The organism is Falsiroseomonas sp., from assembly GCF_051860665.1.
GTDB lineage: Bacteria > Pseudomonadota > Alphaproteobacteria > Acetobacterales > Acetobacteraceae > Falsiroseomonas.
In genome coordinates, this window is the sequence record NZ_JBHYDM010000003.1 from 1 (window position 1) to 18,670 (window position 18,670).

Consider the following 18,670-nt stretch of genomic DNA (forward strand, 5'->3'; position numbering starts at 1 on the left):
GGCCGCCTCGGCCAGCAGGGCCAGGCCGCGCCGCAGCGCGCCCAGCGCCGGCAGCGCGGCCAGCCCGCCGGCCGCCTGCGCCAGCCGCTCCACCGCCGCGGCCAGGCGCGCGAAGCCCAGCAGGCGCGCCGCCTCGGCAAGTTCGCCCGCCTCCTTCAGCGCCTCCGCCCGGCGTTCCGGCACCAGCCCGGCCAGCAGCGGCGCCGCCGCCTCGAAGCGGGAGGCGAGCGCGCCCAGCAGGGCCTCGCCGGCGCCGAGCTGCGGCGCCGGGGCGGCGGGCGCCGGCTGCGGCGCGGGCGGCGCGGGGCCACCCTCTGCCAGCGCGGCAAGGCGGGCCAGAAGCTCGGCCGGCGCCGGTACGTCCCGATGCGCCTGCAGCACCGTCGCGCGCTGGCGCCGCAGCGTATCCACCGCCGCGAGCAGCCCATCCGCCACCGCGCCCTGCACCGCGAGCCGGCCGTTGCGGGCCAGCCCCAGAAGATCCTCGCAGCGATGCGCGACATTCTTCATGCCGGGCGCGCCGAGCGCGTCCGACATGCCCTTCAGCGAATGGAAGGCGCGGAACAGCCGGTCCACCGCGCCGCGATCGGATTCGCCAGCCGAGAGGATGCGATCGATCGCGTCCAGGTGGTCATCGGATTCGCCCGCGAATTCCTGCCAGAGGGCCTCGTCCTCGATCACCGGGGCACCTCCACGGGCAGCCCGGCCGCGCGGCGCGCGGTGCGCAGCAGCGCCACGCCCTGGCGCTCGCGCAGATCCGGGCTCAGCGCGCCCGAGGGTTTTCCGACAATCCCCGCCACGCCGAGCCGTCGCGCCTCCACCGCCGTGGCGGAGCCGGGGCGTGCGGCGGAGGAGACAATGACCACGGCGCCGCCGCCCGAGAGCGCCCAGCGCCGCAGCACGCCGATCCCGTCCAGCTCCGGCATCTCGATATCCAGCATGGTCAGGTCCGGCGCCAGTCGGGCCATGGCGGCCAGCGCCTGCACGCCATCCGCGGCCTCTCCCACCACCTCGAATTCGCCATCCAGCGCCAGGGTTTCCCGCACCAGGCGTCGCATCATGGCGCTGTCATCCACCACCAGCACGCGGCGGCGCGCCCCGGCCGGCGCGGGCTCCGGCGGCGGCAGGTCGTGCCCGGCCGCGGCGATGGCCCGGGCGTGATCCGCCAGGGCGGCGGCCAGGCCCGGCAGGGCGGCGGGCGCGAAGGGCTCCAAAGGCAGGGCGTCGAGCAGGATCCGCAGGGAATCTAGGCCGAGCGCCGCGGCCATGCCGCGCAGCGCCTCCGCCGCCCGCAGTGCCGTAGCGGGCTCCGTCGCGGCGCCGAGCCTTTGGCAGGCGGCGGTGAATTCCGGCGCGAAGGCAGCCAGCAGCTCGGCATCCAGCGGCGCCGCATGGGGCGCCTCCGCCGCGGCAGGGGGCGGCAGGTCCGCCCCGGCCGCGACCACCCGCTCCGCCTGCGCCGCCAGCGCACCGGCCAGGGCGTGCAGCGCGGCGGGGTCGTGCGGGTCCAGCAGCGCCGCCGCCGGCTCCAGCATGGTGCGCAGGGAGGCAAGGCCGACGGCGCCGGCCATGGCGCGCAGATTGTCCAGCGCCCGGCCCGCCTCCGCCGCATCCGGGGCCGCGGCGAGGCGTGCGCAGCCGGCGGCGAATTCGGGCGCGAAGGCTTCCAGCATCTCGCGGTCCAGCCAGGCGCCAGGGGCGGACGCCTCGGCCCCCTCGGCCAGAGCTTCGGGCGGGGCTTCGGGCTGGGCTTCGGCCAGCGGCACATCGGCGCCGGCCGCGCCGATGGCCAGGGCCTGCCGCGCCAGCGCCTCCGCCCCTGCATGCAGGGCCGGCCAGTCCAGCGGGTCCAGCGCCTGGGCCGTCCGCTCCACCAGCGCGGCGAGGGAGGGCACGCCGAGGGCCGCGGCCATGGCGCGCAGCTGGTCAAGCGCCCGTCCGGCCACCGCCACGTCCCGCACCATGGCCAGCCGCACCGCCTCGGCCTCGAATTCCGGCACGAAGGCGTCGAGCAGGTCGCGATCCAGGGTCATGGCGTCACGCCACCTTCTCCCGCACCAGCGCCGCCACGCGGCGGCCGAGGCCGGCGGGATCGGCGGTCTCGATGGCCAGCCCGGCCTCGACCAGCGCGCCGGGCATGCCGCCGACGACGCAGCTCGCCACCGTCTGGGCCAGCACCGGCATCCCCCTGTCCTGCATCGTCCGCGCCCCCAGCAGCCCGTCCCGCCCCATGCCCGTCAGCACCACGCCCAGCGCCCGCTGCGCCACCAGCGCCGCCGACTGGAAGAGCAGGTCCACCGAAGGATGCACCGCCGCGGCCCCGGTTGCGAGCCGCAGGACGAGCCCGCCCTCCGTCCCCGCGCCGCGCGCGAGATGCCCATCCGTGCCGCCCGGGATCACCGTGACCTCCCCCGACATCAGCCGCTGCCCGGCCCGCCCGACGCCGACCGGAACCCCGGAAAGCCGCGCCAGGTGCTGCGCCAGGTCAGGCGCCAGGTCCGCCGGCATGTGCTGCGCCACCACGCAGGGCACTGGCAGCCGCCCGGCGGCGGCGAGGAAGGCGGCCAGCGCATCCGGCCCGCCGGTGGAGGCGCCGAGCAGCACCACGTCGGCCCCGCCCGCCGCCCGCACCACCCGCACCGGCGCCGCGCCCCGCGCCGCCGGCCGCACCGTGGCGCGCTGCCCCGCCCAGTGCCGCAGCCGGCCACGCAATTCGCGGTCCAGCATCGAGAGATCGACGCCGCCGAGGTCGCCATCCTTGCAGAGATAGTCCACCGCGCCCCGGTCCAGCGCCGCCAGCGCGGTGGCGGAGCCATCGCTGGTGTGGTGGCTGACCATCAGCACCGCCGGCGGGTCCGGCAGCGCCATGATCCGCCGCGTCGCCTCCAGCCCATCGAGGCGCGGCATCTCGACATCCATGGCGATGACATCGGGGCGCAGCTTCGCCGCCTGCTCGATCGCCGCCTCGCCGTCGGAGGCCTCGCCCACCACCTTCAGATCGCCCTCGGCCTCGATGATCCGGCGCAGCGCCATGCGCATGAAGCCGCTGTCGTCCACGACGAGGACGCGGATCATCGCCAGGCGCCCAGCACGGCGGCGCGGCAGACCGGCAGCGGCGCCTCGCCCAGCGCCACCACGGCGGAGACCAGCCCCTCCCCGGCCACGGCCGAGATCAGCCGCTCCGGGATGCGGCGCAGGCCGGTGACCTGGCTGACGGCGAGAGCCACCGGCGGCGCGCCGGCCAGGCGCAGCAGGGGCGCTTCCGCGGCCTGCTGGCCCAGCACCTCCGCCGCCCCCAGGCGCAGCCCGGCATCCAGCACCGGCAGCACCTCGCCCCGATGCGCCGCGACGCCGCGGAAGCCGCGGATCGGCTGGCCGTCGCGCTCCGGCGCCGGTGAGGGGGCGAGCGGCGGGATCACCGCGACCACCTCCTCCACCGGCAGGGCGAAGGCCTGGCCGCCGGCGGAACACAGCAGCAGGGCGCGGCTCGGCTCCGGGGCCGGCGGCGCGGCGGCCTCGGCCAGCGGGGCGACCATGAGATCCTCCGCCGCCGCCTCCAGCCGCGCCAGCAGCGTGGGCTCGCCCGGGCGGGCGGGGCCGATGCGGGCGCAGGGCAGGCCGAGGCGGCGGCCGCCATGGCGGAACAGCACCAGCAGCCCGGCCTCCGGCCCCGGCGCTTCGGCCTGCAGCAGCCAGGCGGGGTCCAGCACCAGCGCCGGGGCGCCGCCGGCCACCGCATAGCCCAGCGCGCAGGGGCCGGCGGCGGGCGCCGGGCGCAGCACCGGCATGGGCACCACCCGTTCCAGCAGGGCGAAGGGCAGCACCAGGCGCAGCGCGCCAAGCTCCGCCGCCAGCGCGACCTGGCGCAGCGCGCCGCCACGCATCGGCACGGACCACCCGCCGGGCCCGGCCGGCAAGGCGGGCGGCACGCGGCGCGCCGCCAGCCGCGGCGGCACCAGCAGCGGCGCACCCTGCGGCGGGATCTCGGAAAAGGCCTCGCCGGCCACGACGACCCGGCCATTCGGCCCGTCCAGCAGCACCCAGGCAGGGCCGCCGGCCAGGCCCGCGGCCGCCGCCATCACCGGCACCACCTGCCCCGCCACCACGGCGATGCCGAGCAGGCCCGGCGCGGCCAGCGGCGCGGGGCGCAGCGGCGCCGCTTCGACCACCTCGACCTCGGCCGGCAGGGCCCAGGCCTGGCCGCCGGCCAGCAGGGCGGCCGGGGCCTCACTCATCCGCCACCTCCCGCCGCCAGATGCCGATCAGGTCGCGCGACCAGGACACCAGGCCGATGCCGCGCGGCGGCCGGTCGGTCGGGCCCAGCAGTAGCGCACCGCCCGGGCGCAGCGCCGCGACCAGCCGCCGCAGCACCGCGAGTCGCCCCGCCTCCGTCATGTAGATCAGCACGTTGCGGCACAGGATGGCATCGGCCGAACCATCCGGCAGGCAGGCATCCAGCAGATTGGCGCGGCGGAAGGCGACATGGGGCCGCAGGTTTTCGGCCGGCTCGAACCAGCCATCGGCGATGTCGAGCATGGACCGGTCCACCTGCGGCACCTCGCGCAGCGCATCGGGCGGGCCCAGGCGGTAGCGCCCTGACACCGCCGCCTCCAGCGCCGGGCGGCACAGGTCCAGCCCCTCAACCCGCCAGGGCACGCCAGTGCCGGCGGCAAGAATCGCCAGCGTCCAGGCCTCCTCCCCCGTGGCGCAGCCGGCCGAGACCAGGGACAGCGCGCCGCGCGCGGCCAGGATCGGCAGCACCTCCCCCCGGAAGGCGGCGATCTGCGCGGAGGCGCGGAACATGCGGGTTTCCTGCACCGTCACCGCATCCAGCAGCGCCGCCCAATCCGGATGGTCGATGCTGGCGCGATCGAGCGGCAGGCGGGAGAGCAGCGGCGCCGCGCGCAGCAGCCGGTTGCGCAGCACGTCCGATTCGGAAAAGCCCGCCAGCCCCGCCAGTCTTTCCTGCACGGCGCCCAGCGCCGGCCCGGCCAGGTTGGTGGCGGGCATGCGAGGCTCCAGACCGCTCAGCCGGAGGCATCCAGCACGGCGACCAGCCGGTTGCGGTCCCCCGCGCGGCTATAGTCCAGGCTGCGCGTCATCTGCCGCACGAAATGCACGCCGAGGCCGCCGATCTCGCGTTCCTCCAGCGCGGCTTCCGTATCCGGCGCGGCATTGGCCAGCGGGTCGAAGGCGCGGCCGTCATCCTCGATGCTGGCGATCACGGCGCCATCCTCCTGCCGCACGGTGACAGCGACGAAGGTGGCGGCGCCGGGGCCGCTGCTGCCATGCATGGCGACATTGGCGGCGAGTTCCTCCACCACCACGGCCAGGCGATGGGCGACCTTGGGCGGCAGGTCCGCTTCCTCGGCGAAGGCCTCCAGCGCGTCCAACAGGCGCGCGACCGCCTCGGTCTCGGGCGGAATGGTGATGTCCAGCGCTGGCGGCACGTCCGTGCTCTCTTGAAGCCGATTGCGCGGAGCCTAGCGAGGCCGGCGGCGCTTGTCGCGTCCCCCGGAAGCCGCCCTGGCCGCGGCCATGGCGCAGCGCCCTGCCCTCTGACAAAATACGCTATATTTCCGTGTTTTATGAACAACTTATGACATGAAGTGTGAAGCAGAGACGGTGACAGACCCATGGAGGTGATCGCTGCGCTGCTGGGCGGGATCGGCCTGTTCCTGATCGGCATCAAGGGCCTGGGCGGGAGCCTGCAGGCCCTGGCCGGCCCGCGGATGCGCGCCGTGGTGACACGGGCGACGCGCAGCCCGCTGCGCGCCGCGGCCACCGGCCTGCTGCTGGGCGGGCTGACCCAGTCGAGCAATGCGGTCACCTTCATCCTGACGGCGATGATCCAGTCCGGCCTGCTGGAGCTGCGGCGCGCCCTGCCGATCGCCGCCTTCGCCAATCCCGGCACCGCCGGGCTGGTCCTGCTCGCGACGGTCGATATCCGCCTGGCGGTGCTCTGGCTGATCGGACTGGTCGGGCTGAGCAGCGCGCTGAACCTGGACCGCCATGGCCGGCTGAAGCCGGCGCTCGGCGCGCTGCTGGGCCTCGCCTTGATGTTCCTCGGCCTGGACCTGCTGAAGACGGCCGCCGCGCCGCTGCGCGACCTGCCGCTGCTGGCCGCCATTGCCGGCGGCGCCGGGCTCGCCTTGCCCTTCCTGGCCGGCGCGGCGGTGACCTTGCTGGCGCAGTCCTCCTCCACGGTCAGCATCCTGGCGCTGACCCTGCATGCGGCCGGGCTGCTGGGCTTCGAACAGGCGGCGCTGGCGGTCTATGGCGCCTCGCTGGGCTCGGGCGGCGCGGTGCTGCTGCTGGCGGCCGGCCTCACCGGCGCGGCGCGGCGGCTGGCGGTGTTCCAGGCGCTGGTGAAGGCGGCGGGGGCGGCGCTGTTCCTGGCGCTCTTCGTGCTGGAACGCCTGGCCGGGCTGCCGCTGGTCCTGGCCGCGACAGGGGAGATCGCGCCGGACCCGCAGGCCCGCATCGGGCTGCTATTCCTGCTGCTGCAGCTTGTCTCCGCGCTGCTCGGCGTGCTGGCGCCGGCGCGGATGGTGGCGCTGCTGACCCGGCTCTGCCCGGAGAGCCCCGCCGAGGCGGCCTCCCGCCCCCGCTACCTCTACGACCGGGCGCTGGACGACCCGGCCACGGCGCTGGAGCTGGTGGCGCGCGAACAGCGGCGGCTGGCGCTGCGCCTGCCCGCCTATGTGGACCCGCTGCGCGCCGAGCCCGAGCTGCCCGCGGATTCGCCCGAGGCCAGCCAGGCCGCCGGCCGCGCGCTGGAAGCCGCGATCGCCCGCTTCCTGGCGGAGCTGCTGGGGCGCGGCGGCGACCGTGCACTGCTCGACCGCGTGCTGGCGATGGAGGCGGCGAATGCGGGCCTGGCCGCGCTGCGGGAGACGCTGGCCGAATTCGCCGCCACCGCCCGGGACGGCACCACCGCCTCCGCGCCGCTGCGCCCGACGCTGGAGCGGCTGGCGGAGGCGCTGCACCTGCTGCTCGGCGAATTGGCGGAGGCCAGGGACGCCGGGGATGCCGGAATGCTGCGGGAGATGGCGGATGACCGCGGTGCGCTGATGGCCGGGCTGCGCCGCCGCCTGGCCGAGCGCGAGCCGGACCTCGGCCCCGCCGCCCGCGCGCTGCTGCTGGCCGCGACCGCGCAATTCGAACGCGCGGTCTGGCTGGTGCGGCGCCAGGCGCTTTTGGCGGAGCCGCGCTGAGGGGCCTGCACCGCAGCCACTTCGTCAAAGCGCGAAGACGGCAAGGCTCACGGCGGCACCTTCTGCCACGGAGATGATGTCTTTACGAGATAACGCGCTTCTGTCCGAATACGTGCTGTTGGATGGGGACTCGGATCGCGGCGGTTTTGACCATCGTCTTAGCCTCGGTTCATGCGCGACGGACACCGGGACTGTTGCAACTGATCTCGTTACTATGCCATGTCTGCTGCAAGGAACACTGCGCATTTCCCAGAGCCTCGGCACAGCCCCCCCCGCGCAGGCGGCGCTTCGCTGGCTGCGCGCGCCCCGCACCGATCGCCCGACGACGCGGCCTGCCCAGATCGAACACGGGCTGGAGGACCGGCCCGGCGCGCTGCAGACCGCGGGGCTGGTGGCGCAGCAGATCGGCATCCAGTCGATCTACCTGATCCTGCCCGGGCTGGTCGGCGCGCAATTCGGGCTGCTGCCGCTGGATGTGCTGAATTTCGTCAGCCTCTCCGTGGCCGCCTTGGCGCTGACCGGGCTGCTGCAGGTGCTGACGCGGGGTCCGATCGGCTCCGGCTATCCCATTGCCGCCATCCCCTCCCCGGTCTTCGTCGCGGTCTATCTGACCGCCACCTCCTCGGCGAGCCTGGAGATGGTCTCCATCGCCGCGGCGCTGACCGGGCTGGTGGGGATGCTGCTGGCCGGCACGCTGCGACGGCTGCAGAAGGTGGTGCCGACCGAGGTGGCGGGCGTGGTGGTGCTGCTGATCGGCGTCAGCCTGCTGCCGCGCGCCTTCGCCTCCACCGGCAGCACGGCGGAGCCGGCGGCGGTGACGGTGGTGACGCTGCTGGCCATGATGGCCGTGGCGCTGTCCGGCGGCCGGCTGGCGCGCTTCGCGGTGCTGGTCGGCGCGGCGGCGGGGACGGTGATCGCCGTGGCCCATGGAATCGGGCTGAGCGACGGGGCGATGCTGCGCGCGGCCCCCTGGTTCGCGCTGCCGCGCCCTTCCCTTCCGGCCTTGGCCGGCCTGGATCCGGGCCTGCTGCCGGCCTTCCTGGTCGCGCTCTTCGCCTCCTTCGCCTCCTGGACCGGGGATCTGGTGGCCTTCCAGCGGGCGGCTGATGGCAGCTGGCGCAGGCCGGATACGGCGCCGATCCGCCGCGGCTTGCTGGCCTATAGCGCCGCCTTCGGCCTTTCCGCGCTGGCGGGCGCGATGCCGGCGGCCAGTTCCTCGGCCTGCGTCGGCCTGTCCATCGCAACGCGCGTGCTGGCGCGGCGGGTCGCCATCTGGGGCAGCATCGCGCTGCTGCTGCTGGCCTGCTGCCCGAAGCTTCTGGCCCTGCTGCTGGAACTGCCGGAGCCGGTGGAAGCGGCCATGCTGCTCTATGTCTGCTGCTTCATGATCGCCACGGGTTGCCAGCTGATGGGCGCGCGGATGCTGGATGCGCGGCGCACCTTCACCGTGGGGCTCGGCCTGGCGCTCGGCCTGGCGACGCTGCTGAACGTGCCGGTGCTGGAGCAGCTGCTGCCGCCGATGCTGAAGGCGCCGGTCACCGCCGGCGCGCTGATCGCCATCCTGCTGAACCTGGCCACCGCGCCGCTGGTGGCGCAGCGCGCCAGCTTCACCATCCGGCCCGGCGCCGGTATGAACCAGGCGCTGCTGGACGAGGTGGAGGCGCTGGGCGGTCGATGGGGCGCGCGGCGGGAGACGATGAGCCGCATCGGCCATGCGCTGCTGGAGCTGGAGGAGCTGCTGGCCGAGCGCGGCGAGGGTGAGATCCGCGTGCAGGCGGACTACGCCACCGACCAGATCCTTGTCAGCGCCGCCTGGGACGGCGCGCCGCTGCCCAAGCCTTCCAGCCGCCCGGACGCCGCCGACCTGGAAGGCAGCGAGGCGGCGCGGCAGGCCTTTGCGCTATGGCTGGCGACCCGCAATGCGGAGACGGTCGAGCAGCGGGCGCGGCCCGGCGGGGGTGCCGAGCTGCGCCTGACCTTCGCCGATTGACTACCGCCCCATGGCGCGCCAGACGCGCTCCGGCGTCAGCGGCATGTCGATGTGGTCGAGACCCAGCGCATCGCAGGCCGCAGAGACGATGGCCGGCGGTGCGCCACAGGCGCCACCTTCGCCGGCGCCCTTCACGCCGAGCTCGTTGATCGGCGTGGGGACGATGTTGAAGCCGATGGCGAGGTCCGGCAGATCTCCCGCCCGCGGCATCGCATAGTCCTGGAAGGTGGCGGTCAGGAACTGGCCGGACTCGCTGTCATAGACCGCGTGCTCCAGCACCGCCTGGCCGAGACCCTGGGCGATGCCGCCATGCGACTGGCCGTGCACCAGCATGGGGTTGATGACATTGCCCACGTCATCGACCGCGGCGTAGCGGTCCACCGTCAGGACGCCCGTCTCCGGGTCGATCTCGACCTCCGCCACATGGCAGCCGTTCGGGAAATTGCATTCGGTGCTGCGCTTGTAGAGGATCTGTTCGTCGAGGCCCGGCGCCTCGCCTTCCGGCGGGGTCTGGGCCGCGGCGGCGACCTGCTTCCAGGTCACCGCGAGATCCGTGCCCGCCACGACGAAGCGGCCGGCCTGCAATTCCACATCCGCCACGGCCGCTTCCAGCAGATGCGCCGCGATGCGCTTCGCCTTGGCGAGCACGGCCTCCGAGGCGCGGGAGGTGGCGACGCCGCCCATCTGCGAGGAGCGGGAGCCGCCGGTGCCGAAACCCTGCTCGACCGTGTCGGTATCGCCCTGCACCAGTTCGATATCGCCGAAGGGAATGCCGAGGCGCGCATGGACGATCTGCGCGAAGGCCGTCTCGTGCCCCTGGCCGTGGCTGAAGGTGCCGACATGCAGCCGCGCCTTGCCGTCCGCAGACATGTGCAGCCGCGCCCATTCCTGCGGCTGGCCGCCCGAGGCCTCGATGAAATAGCCAATGCCGCGGCCCCGCTTCTTGCCACGCGCTTCGGACGCCGCACGGCGGGCCGCAAAACCGGTCCAGTCCGCGAGGTCCAGCGCCATCTGCTGCGTGCCGGCGAAATCGCCGCTGTCCAGCTCATTGCCCACGCAATTGACGTAGGGCATCTGGTCCGCGCGGATGTAGTTGCGGCGGCGGATCTCGTCCTTCTCCAGGCCAAAGATGCGCGCGCCGACATCCAGCAGGCGCTCCACCGTATAGGCGATCTCGGGCCGGCCGGCGCCGCGATAGGCGTCCGTCGAATGCGTATTGGTGAAGACGCAATGCACCTGCAGGTTCACCGCCTGCAGGTCATAGACCGTGCCGGCGATGCGGGCGCCGGCGACGGTCGGGATGCGCGGGCCGAAATCGAAGAGGTAGGCGCCCATCGCGGCGAAGGTTTCGGTGCGCATGCCGAGCGCCTTGCCATTGGCGTCGAAGGCCATCTCCGCCTTCGTCACATGATCGCGGCCATGCGGATCGGAGAGGAAGGTTTCCGTCCGGTCGGCACGCCACTTCACCGGCCGCCCCAGCTTCTTCGCGGCCCAGAGCACCATTGCGGATTCAGGAAAGTTCTTGCCGCGCAGGCCAAAGCCACCGCCGACATCGCCGGAGACGACGCGCAGCTTTTCCATCGGGATCTTGAAGATGAATTTCGCCAGGGATTCCCGCACGCGGATCACGCCCTGGCTCGGGCTGTGCAGCTCGTAGCGGTCACGCGCCGTGTCGAAGGCGCCGACGGCGACGCGGGGCTCCATCGGATTGCCGACCAGGCGGTTCTGCACCAGCTCGACCTTGGCGATGGCATGCGCCTTGGCGAAGGCGGCATCCGTTTCCGCGGCGCGGCCATTCGACCAGGTGACGCAGAGATTGCTGCCGCGCTCCGGCCAGATCACCGGCGCATCCGCATCCAGCGCGCGCGCCGTGTCGGTGATGGAGGGCAGCATCTCGTAGTCGATCTCGACCAGCTCCGCCGCATCCATCGCCTGGGCGCGGGTCTCCGCCACGATGGCGACGACGGGGTCACCGACGAAGCGCACGGCCTCCGTCTGCAGGATGCTGCGCGGCGGGGCAAACAGCGGCGGCGTGCCCTCCATCGAGGGGACCTCCACCATCACCGGGAAGAGGCCGAGCCCGTCCGCTTCAGCGTCATGCCCCGTCAGCACCAGCAGCACGCCGGGCGCGGCCTTGGCCGCGCTGGTATCGAGGGAGAGGATGCGCGCATGGGCATGCGGCGAACGCAGGATGGCGAGATGCGCCTGGCCCGGCAGGTTGATGTCGTCGGTATAGGTGCCGCCGCCGGTCAGCAGGCGGACATCCTCCTTCCGCCGCACGGGCTGGCCGATGCCGAACTGGTCCTCGGCCGTCTGCGTCACGTTCGCGTCCATCCTGGTTCGTCCCCTAGTTTTGGGCGAGCCTCGCTGCCTGTTCCCCGGCGATGCGGCCGAGGGTGACGGCGGTGAGCAAGCCATTGCCCGACAGATAGCCCGAAGCATCCGGCCCGGATACGCCACAGGCGGCGCCGCCGGCGGCAAAGAGATTCGGCACGATCCCGCCGGCGGCAAGACGCACCCGCGCCCGATCATCCACCACCATGCCGCCCTGGCTGTGGAACAGCGCGCCGGTGACGCGCACGGCGCAATAGGGCGGCGCGAGCTGCGCGACACCGGCCCAGTTGCGCCCAAAACCATCGGTGGCGCCGGCCTGCTTCAGCGCGGCCACCGTCTGCATCTCGGACTCCAGTGGAAGCTTCGTGATGCGCGCCAGATCCGCGATGCTGTCCGCGCGCAGAACGGCGCCCTGCGCCTCGGCCTGCCGGAAATCCTCGAACTGCCGCGTGATGCCGGCGATGCGGTTGTCAAAAATGTCCCAGGCGATGTGGTCGGGCTGGCCCATCACGGCGCGGCCGGCCTCGGAATAGCCGCTCGATTCATTCCAGAAGCGCACGCCATTCGCATTCACCTGGAAGCCGCCTTCCATGATGACGGCCCAGGAGACCAGGATGCCCTGCGGATGCGCGACCGAACCATGCCCCTGGTGGCCGGTCATGTCGCGCAGCTCGGCACCCAGCGCCTCACCCCAGGCCAGCGCCTCGCCCTCATTGCCGGGATGGCCGAAATAGACGGCCCCGGCGAGGTCGGGGATGTAGCGCGCGACCAGCGCCTTGTTGCCGGCATAGCCGCAGCAGGCCAGCACGATGGCCTTGGCACCGATGCGTTCCAGCGTGCCATCCGGCCGCTCAGCCACCAGGCCGCGGATCGCGCCGTGCTGGTCCAGCACCAGCGTGGTGACGCGGGCTTCCGTCAGCAGCGGCACTTCCGCGGCCTCGGCCGCGGTGCGCAGCCGGTCCACCAGCTCCGCGCCGCTGCGGCTCGGCAGGCCGTGCATGCGACGATGGCTGTGGCCGGGATAGTCGAAGTCATGCACCACGCTGAAATCGAGGCCGTGGGTATCGGCCAGCCATTCCAGCGTCGGCGCGGCCTCGCGCGCCACGGTGGCAACAGTACCGGGCTCGGCCTCGCCATGCGCCTTGCGCTGGATATCCGCCGCGAAGGTCTCGGTGTCGTCCGCGATGCCATGCGCGCGCTGGAAGCGCGTGCCGGCGGCGGGGATCAGCCCGGCGGAGAGCGAGGTGCTGCCGCGCGGCACCGCATCCCGCTCCAGCACCAGCGGCTCCACCCCCGCGCCGCGGCAGGCGAGCGCCGCGACCAGGCCGGCGGCGCCGGCGCCGATGATGGCAACCGGCACCTCGGCATCGAAGACCGGGTCCTGCTCGCGGCTGATGCTCATGACAGCTTCGCCAGTTCGGCCGCCACGGTGCTGATCTTCGCCACTGGGCGCAGCGCCGCGATGGCCGTCTCATGCACCTCGCGGGAGAAGGCGGCGCAGGCATCCTCCAGCACGGTCACGTCGAATTCCCGCACATGCGCGCCGCGCACGGTGGAGGCCACGCCACCATTGGTGACGATGCCCGCCACCAGCAGTTTGCGCACGCCCGCCTTGCGCAGGATCCATTCCAGGCGGGTCTGGTAGAAGGCGTCGTAGCCCACCTTCTCCACCGGAAGGTCGGAGGGCGCGAGTTCCTCCACCACCGCATGGCCCCAGCTGCCCTGCACGAAATCCCCCTTCTTCAGGAAGGGCCGCAGATGGCGCAGATGCGGGTCGATGAAGGGCTCGCCGCCCTTCCCGGTGAACAGGGTGAAGTGGGTGGAGGCGATCCAGCCGCCCTTCTCCCGCACCTTGTCCGCCAGCGGCTTCAGCCGCGCCGGAATGGCGGCGATCTCCGCCGCCCCCTGCCCGGCCCTTCCATAGGCGCCATCGGGATGGATGAAGTCGTTCTGCAGGTCGCAGAGCAGCAGCGCGGTATCGCTCAGCACGGCGTCACTCCCGCTCGATGATCAGATTGCCGTAGCCGTCGACGCGCGCGACCAGATCCGGGTCCACCACCACCGTGGCATCGCCCTGTTCCAGGATGGCGGGACCATGCACCCGCGCGCCTTCCGGCAGGTCCAGGCGCGACCAGACATTCGCCGTGTGCCAGGCACCGTCGAACCACACCTGGCGCACGCCACGCGCGGCACCCTCCACCGTCGCATCCCTGGGCGGCGCCAGCGCCTTCAGGTCGAAGTCCGGCCGCACGCCGATGGCCGCCGTGCGCAGGGAGACGATGCGGATGGGCAGGCCCGGCAGCAGCCGGCTGAAGGCGGTCTGGTAGGCGGCCTCGAAGGCGGTGCGGATGATCGCCTCCGACACGCCGGTGGTGCCGTCGATGACATGAACGGGCACCGGCACGCCCACCGTATGGGTCTGGCCGGCATAGTGCATGTCGAGCTCGAAGCGGATTTCCGTGCGCGTCACCGGCAGGCCGGCGCCATCCACCACGGCGCGCGCGGCGGTGGCTTCCTCCACCATGCGCGCATCCAGCGCGGCGGCGTCGATGCCATCCAGGTTCAGGTTCAGCGTGCGCACCTGGTCGTGCCGCACATCGGCGATGACGCAGCCGATGGCCGAGGTCACGCCCGGGAAGCGCGGCACCAGCGCGGCGCGCAGCCCGACCTCCTTGATAAGTGCGCCGACATGCAGCGCGCCGCCGCCACCGAAAGGCAGCGCCACGAATTTTTGCGGATCATGACCGCGTTCGATCGAGACAAGACGGATGGCGCCGGCCATCTTCGCATTGGCCAGCCGAACGATGGCCTCCGCGGCCTGCATCGGATCGAGGCCGAGCGGATTGCCGACATGCTCGGCAATCGCCGCCTTCGCACCCTCCACATCCAGCCGCGCCAGCGCGCCGCCGATGGGCTTGTCCGCATTGATGCGGCCGAGCACGACATTCGCATCCGTCAGCGTCGGCCGCGTATTGCCCTGGCCGTAGCAGACCGGGCCCGGCCGGCTGCCGGCGGATTCCGGCCCGACCTGCAGCAGCCCGCCGCGATCGACATGCGCGATGGAGCCGCCGCCGGCGCCGATGGTCGTGATCTCGATCATCGGGCTGCGGATCACCAGGCCGAAGTCGATGGTGGCCTGCGCCGCCAACTCCATCCGCCCGCGGCTGACCAGCGAGACGTCGAAGCTGGTGCCGCCGAGGTCGCAGGTGATGGCGTTCTCGAAACCCGCCGCCTTGGCGATGGCCGCCGCGGCGATCACGCCCGCCGCGGGGCCGGACAGCGCGGTGCGCACCGGCACGCTGCGCGCGGTCGCGGTGGACATGATGCCGCCATTCGACTGCACGATGTGGAAGCGGCCGCCGAAACCATCCTCGGACAGCGCCGATTCCAGCTTGCCGAGATAGCTGGCGACAACAGGCTGCAGATAGGCGTTCAGCGCGGTGGTGGAGGCGCGTTCGAATTCACGGATCTCAGGCAGGATTTCCGCGGAGACGGAGACATGCGGATTCGGCCAGATGGCGCGCACGGCCGCCGCCGCCGCACGCTCATTCGCCGCATTGGCGTAGGAGTTGATGAAGATGATGGCGCAGGCCTCGGCGCCGCGCGCCAGCAATTCGCGCGCGACAGCAGCGACCTCCTCCGCCTGCACCGGCGTGTGGATGGTGCCATCGGCCAGCACGCGCTCCGCCACTTCCAGCCGCATGTCGCGATCCGTCACCGGCAGGAAGTCGCCCCACAGGCCCCAGGTGTGGCGACGATCGCGCCGGCGCATCTCCAGCACATCCCGGAAACCGGCGGTGGTGATGACGCCGAGCTTGCAGCCCTTGCGTTCCAGCAGCGCGTTGGTGCCGACCGTCGTGCCATGCACGATCGCCTCGAAGCCCGCGGGGCCGCCGAGCTTGCGCAGGCCGGACATGAAGCCCACCGCCTCGTCGCCGCGATTGGACGGAACCTTCTCCGTGCGGAAGGTGCCCTTCGCCGGGTCGAAGAGGAACAGGTCGGTGAAAGTGCCACCGACATCGACGCCCACGATCGGGCCGCCCTTGGTCTCGCCGCTCATGCCTCGTATCCGTATTCGCGCTTCGCCACTTCCGCCGTCACGAAGCCGAGGCGCAGGTCACGCGCCACGTCCTCCCTCGCCCGCTGCTTCGGATCCCCCCATCCGCCGCCGCCGGGGCTTTCCAGGCGCAGCCGCTGGCCCTGCTGCAGCTTCACGCCGACGATCTTGCTGGCCATGGGCGGCGTCTGCCAGCCGGTGCCGTCCTGCCAGGCGAAGGTGTTCAGCGCGCCCTCGCTGCCGCCGGTCACACCGAAGGGCGCGTAGCGACCGCGCTCGCCCAGCAGCGCCACTTCCGTGGTGCCGGGCGACAGCGCCTCGATCTCATAGACCGCGCCGACGCCGCCGCGATGCAGCCCGGCGCCGCCACTGTCCGGCCGCAGCGCCCATTGCGTGAACATCACGGGATAGGCGGCCTCCATGATCTCCGCCGGCGGAATCGTCGCGGTGGAGATCGGATTGTTCGCGTGGTGCAGCCCATCCGTCTCCGGATTGCCGCCGAGCCCGCCGCCGAAGAAGGAGAACATCACCCAGCGCGTGCCGTCCTGCCGCTGGCCGGAGAGCGACAGCGCATTGATGGTGCCGAAGGGCGCCGCCGTGGCGCGTTCCGGCACCGCCTTGCCGAGCGCGCCGAAGATCACGCCGATCAGTCGCAGGATCGTCTCGGTATAGCCGGCCACAGGCCGCGGCGGACCGACGGCCAGAAGCGAATTGTCGGGGATCACGAAGTCGATCGGCCGCAGCACGCCGGCATTGGCGGGCACATCCGGGAAGGCGTGCTTCAGCGCGACGTAGCAGGCGGCCACTGACGTGGCGTAGCTGATATTGATCGGGCCGAGGCAAGCCGCGGAACTGCGCGAAAAATCGAGCGTCATCCGCCCGCCCTGCACCGTCATGTCCAGCGCGATGGTCAGCCGCTCATCCGTCACGCCGTCATTGTCGAGGTAGTCCTCGAAGGCGTAGTGGCCATCCGGCAGCGCCTCGACCTCCGCCTGCATCAGCGCGGCGGCACGGTCGGCCAGCGCGCCGAAGGCGGCCTGCACCACATCGTCACCGGTATCGTCGAGCAGTTCCAGCAGCCGGCGCTCGCCGAGGTCCAGCGCATTGAGCTGGCCGTTGAGGTCGCCCCAATTGGACTGCGGCACGCGCGAATTCGCGCTCAGGATATCGAGGATGTCCTGCTGGATCACGCCGGCGCGGAACAGCTTCACGGGCGGGAAGCGCACGCCTTCCTGGTGGCTTTCGGTCGCGCGCGGATTGTAGTTGCCGGGCACATTGCCGCCGATGTCGAGCCAGTGGCCGACACTCGCCAGCCAGCAGAACAGCTTTCCGGAACGGAACACGGGGCGCACCAGCCGGAAATCGTTGAGGTGGGTGCCGCCCTCATAAGGGTCGTTGAAGATGAAGGTATCGCCGGGCTCCAGCCCCGCGCCGGCCTGCACGCGCTTGATCACGGCCTGGACGGCAAACGACATGGCGCCAACGAAAATGGGCAGGCCCTTGGTGCCCTGCACCAGCGTGGCGCCGGTCTCGGCCTGGTACAGCCCGTGGCAGGCGTCGCGCGCCTCCGCGATGATGGGATTGAAGGCGCTGCGGTAGAGCGTCGCATCCATCTCATCGGCGATCTGTTCCAGCCGTCCCTTGAGGACAGCCAGCGTGACGGCATCCAGACTCATGATTTCAACAGTTCCACCAATGCGGAGGCCTCGGTATGCGGCCCCATTCCCATCACTGCGCCTTCGATTGCCGCGGCGCGTTCGCGGCCATAGACCGGGTCGGTCAATTCATGGAATTTCTCGCGCACCTCGGCCTCGGTGAAAGGGTCCTCGGTGTCGCCGCGATTCGTCGTCACCTCGGCCACATGGCGCGTGCCGTCCTGCATCGTGACGGTGACGCGCGCGGGGCGCAGGCCCGGCAGCTGCGCCGTCATCGCCGCTTCCTCATCAACGTTGACGCGCGAGGCCAGCGCCAGGATCTCGGGATTCTCGCGAGCTGGTCCGCGGAAGGCCGGCACGGTCGCCGCGCCGTGGACGATGAAGGTGGCCAGCGCGAAGGGAATGCTGAACTTCGCGGCCAGCATGTTCGGCGCCGCGGGGCTGTCGAGCTGCGCGGCCCAGACATAGGTCTGCACGGCAATGGACTTCACCTGCGCCGGGTCCAGCTTGCCGGTGCTGGCCGTGATGCGCGCCAGCGCGTCCAGCGCCCCATGCGTGTAGCGGCAGGCGGCGTGGCGCTTGAAGTAGTTGCGCGCCACTTCCCAACGCGTGCCGAGCTCCGCCACCATCTCCTCCGGCCGGAAATCGCTGGCCGAAACCTTGCCGAAGATGGTGGCGACACCGTCGCGCTCCGCCTCGAAGCCCGCACGCGCCAGGTCCCAGACCGTCAGGCCGAGCATATTGGAGACGCCGGCATAGGTGTTCCGCACCGTGCCGCCTTCCAGCATGTTGTTGCGCGAGGTCGCGAGGCCGAGGGAGGAGGCCATGTTGATGACGCCGCGGAACTCCGCCGCGCTGCCTCCATGCAACTTGGCTACAGCCACGGCCGCGCCAAGCGTGCCCCAGGTGCCGTGGGGATGCATCGCGACATTCAGCTTGCTCGCGATGCCGACGCGGCTGCCCATCTCGTAGCCCAGCGCCAGCGCCATCAGGAATCCAGCACCATCGCCACGCGGCGCGGCCAGCAGCGCCGGCACCACATGGATGGCCGGGTGGCCGCGGGCGTACTGATTGCCCTCGTCCAGTTCCAGCATGGTGCCGGCGGTGCCGTTGAGGAAGGCGGCGGTGCCGGGCCGTGCGCCGCCGGCGAAGCCGATCACGGGCGAATCGCCGCCGCCCTCGCGCGCGATCATCCGCGCGGCGAGCGCCTGCGTCTCGGCCTCCTGCGCACCGGCCGCGATGGCGCCGATGCAGTCCAGCAGCGCAAGCCGCGTGCGCTGCGCCACCTCCGCCGGCAGATCCGCGAAACGCGCGCGCGCCGCGAAGCCGGCCCATTCGCCGAGCCAGGAGGGCGGCGGCGCGGCAAGCAGCGTGGAGGCGGGCTCGACGCCCGGCGTCACCATGGCCATCTGGCTTT

Annotated in this window: 14 protein-coding genes; 2 read left to right on the top strand and 12 right to left on the bottom strand. The window is 72.4% G+C overall.

Translation table 11 applies throughout. The annotated features are described in order from the left end of the window. The 6 genes from ACTIF1_RS03485 to ACTIF1_RS03510 all read right to left on the bottom strand — a co-directional run. On the bottom strand, positions 1-681 hold a 681-nt coding region (locus tag ACTIF1_RS03485; RefSeq protein WP_439594985.1), incomplete at its 3' end, for an Hpt domain-containing protein. Beyond that, positions 678-2,033, bottom strand: a complete 1,356-nt coding sequence (locus tag ACTIF1_RS03490; protein ID WP_439594986.1) for a response regulator — start codon at positions 2,031-2,033, stop codon at positions 678-680. The genes ACTIF1_RS03485 and ACTIF1_RS03490, both read right to left, overlap by 4 nt. A 4-nt stretch (positions 2,034-2,037) precedes the next feature. Then, on the bottom strand, positions 2,038-3,075 hold the full coding sequence (locus tag ACTIF1_RS03495) for a chemotaxis protein CheB (RefSeq protein WP_439594987.1): 1,038 nt from the start codon (positions 3,073-3,075) through the stop codon (positions 2,038-2,040). Then, positions 3,072-4,235 carry a chemotaxis protein CheW gene (locus ACTIF1_RS03500; protein WP_439594988.1) on the bottom strand — a complete coding sequence of 388 codons (1,164 nt, stop codon included), beginning with the start codon at positions 4,233-4,235 and terminating at the stop codon, positions 3,072-3,074. The genes ACTIF1_RS03495 and ACTIF1_RS03500 overlap by 4 nt, the downstream gene beginning before the upstream one ends. Next, a complete protein-coding gene (locus ACTIF1_RS03505; protein ID WP_439594989.1) occupies positions 4,228-5,010 on the bottom strand; it encodes a CheR family methyltransferase in 783 nt (260 codons plus the stop codon). The genes ACTIF1_RS03500 and ACTIF1_RS03505 overlap by 8 nt, the downstream gene beginning before the upstream one ends. Before the next feature lie 17 nt (positions 5,011-5,027). Further along, positions 5,028-5,450, bottom strand: coding sequence for an ATP-binding protein (locus ACTIF1_RS03510; protein WP_439594990.1), 423 nt, complete (start codon positions 5,448-5,450; stop codon positions 5,028-5,030). Between the two features lie 186 nt (positions 5,451-5,636). Here ACTIF1_RS03510 and ACTIF1_RS03515 point away from each other — a divergent pair, with 186 nt between their 5' ends. Continuing rightward, complete coding sequence (locus ACTIF1_RS03515; RefSeq protein ID WP_439594991.1) at positions 5,637-7,217, top strand: Na/Pi symporter; 1,581 nt, start codon at positions 5,637-5,639, stop codon at positions 7,215-7,217. Positions 7,218-7,431: 214 nt separating this feature from the next. Further along, positions 7,432-9,207: a solute carrier family 23 protein gene (locus ACTIF1_RS03520; RefSeq protein ID WP_439594992.1), complete on the top strand. Its 1,776-nt coding sequence runs from the start codon at positions 7,432-7,434 to the stop codon at positions 9,205-9,207. Here the strand turns inward: ACTIF1_RS03520 and ACTIF1_RS03525 are convergent, their stop codons facing one another. The 6 genes from ACTIF1_RS03525 to ACTIF1_RS03550 are packed head-to-tail and all read right to left on the bottom strand — an operon-like array spanning position 9,208 to position 18,662. Continuing rightward, a complete protein-coding gene (locus ACTIF1_RS03525) occupies positions 9,208-11,529 on the bottom strand; it encodes a xanthine dehydrogenase family protein molybdopterin-binding subunit (protein WP_439594993.1) in 2,322 nt (773 codons plus the stop codon). A 25-nt stretch (positions 11,530-11,554) separates the two neighbouring features. Further along, positions 11,555-12,943, bottom strand: a complete 1,389-nt coding sequence (locus ACTIF1_RS03530) for an FAD-dependent oxidoreductase (protein WP_439594994.1) — start codon at positions 12,941-12,943, stop codon at positions 11,555-11,557. Further along, entirely contained in the window at positions 12,940-13,530 is a 591-nt protein-coding gene (locus ACTIF1_RS03535) for a cysteine hydrolase (protein ID WP_439594995.1), read from the bottom strand. The genes ACTIF1_RS03530 and ACTIF1_RS03535 overlap by 4 nt, the downstream gene beginning before the upstream one ends. A 4-nt stretch (positions 13,531-13,534) precedes the next feature. Next, positions 13,535-15,601, bottom strand: a complete 2,067-nt coding sequence (locus ACTIF1_RS03540) for a hydantoinase/oxoprolinase family protein (RefSeq protein WP_439594996.1) — start codon at positions 15,599-15,601, stop codon at positions 13,535-13,537. After that, the gene (locus ACTIF1_RS03545; protein ID WP_439594997.1) at positions 15,598-17,274 is read right to left on the bottom strand and encodes a hydantoinase B/oxoprolinase family protein; all 1,677 of its coding nucleotides are present in this window, start codon (positions 17,272-17,274) and stop codon (positions 15,598-15,600) included. Before ACTIF1_RS03545 ends, ACTIF1_RS03540 begins: the two co-directional genes overlap by 4 nt. Beyond that, positions 17,271-18,662 carry an MmgE/PrpD family protein gene (locus ACTIF1_RS03550; RefSeq protein WP_439594998.1) on the bottom strand — a complete coding sequence of 464 codons (1,392 nt, stop codon included), beginning with the start codon at positions 18,660-18,662 and terminating at the stop codon, positions 17,271-17,273. Before ACTIF1_RS03550 ends, ACTIF1_RS03545 begins: the two co-directional genes overlap by 4 nt. Positions 18,663-18,670: the final 8 nt, after the last annotated feature.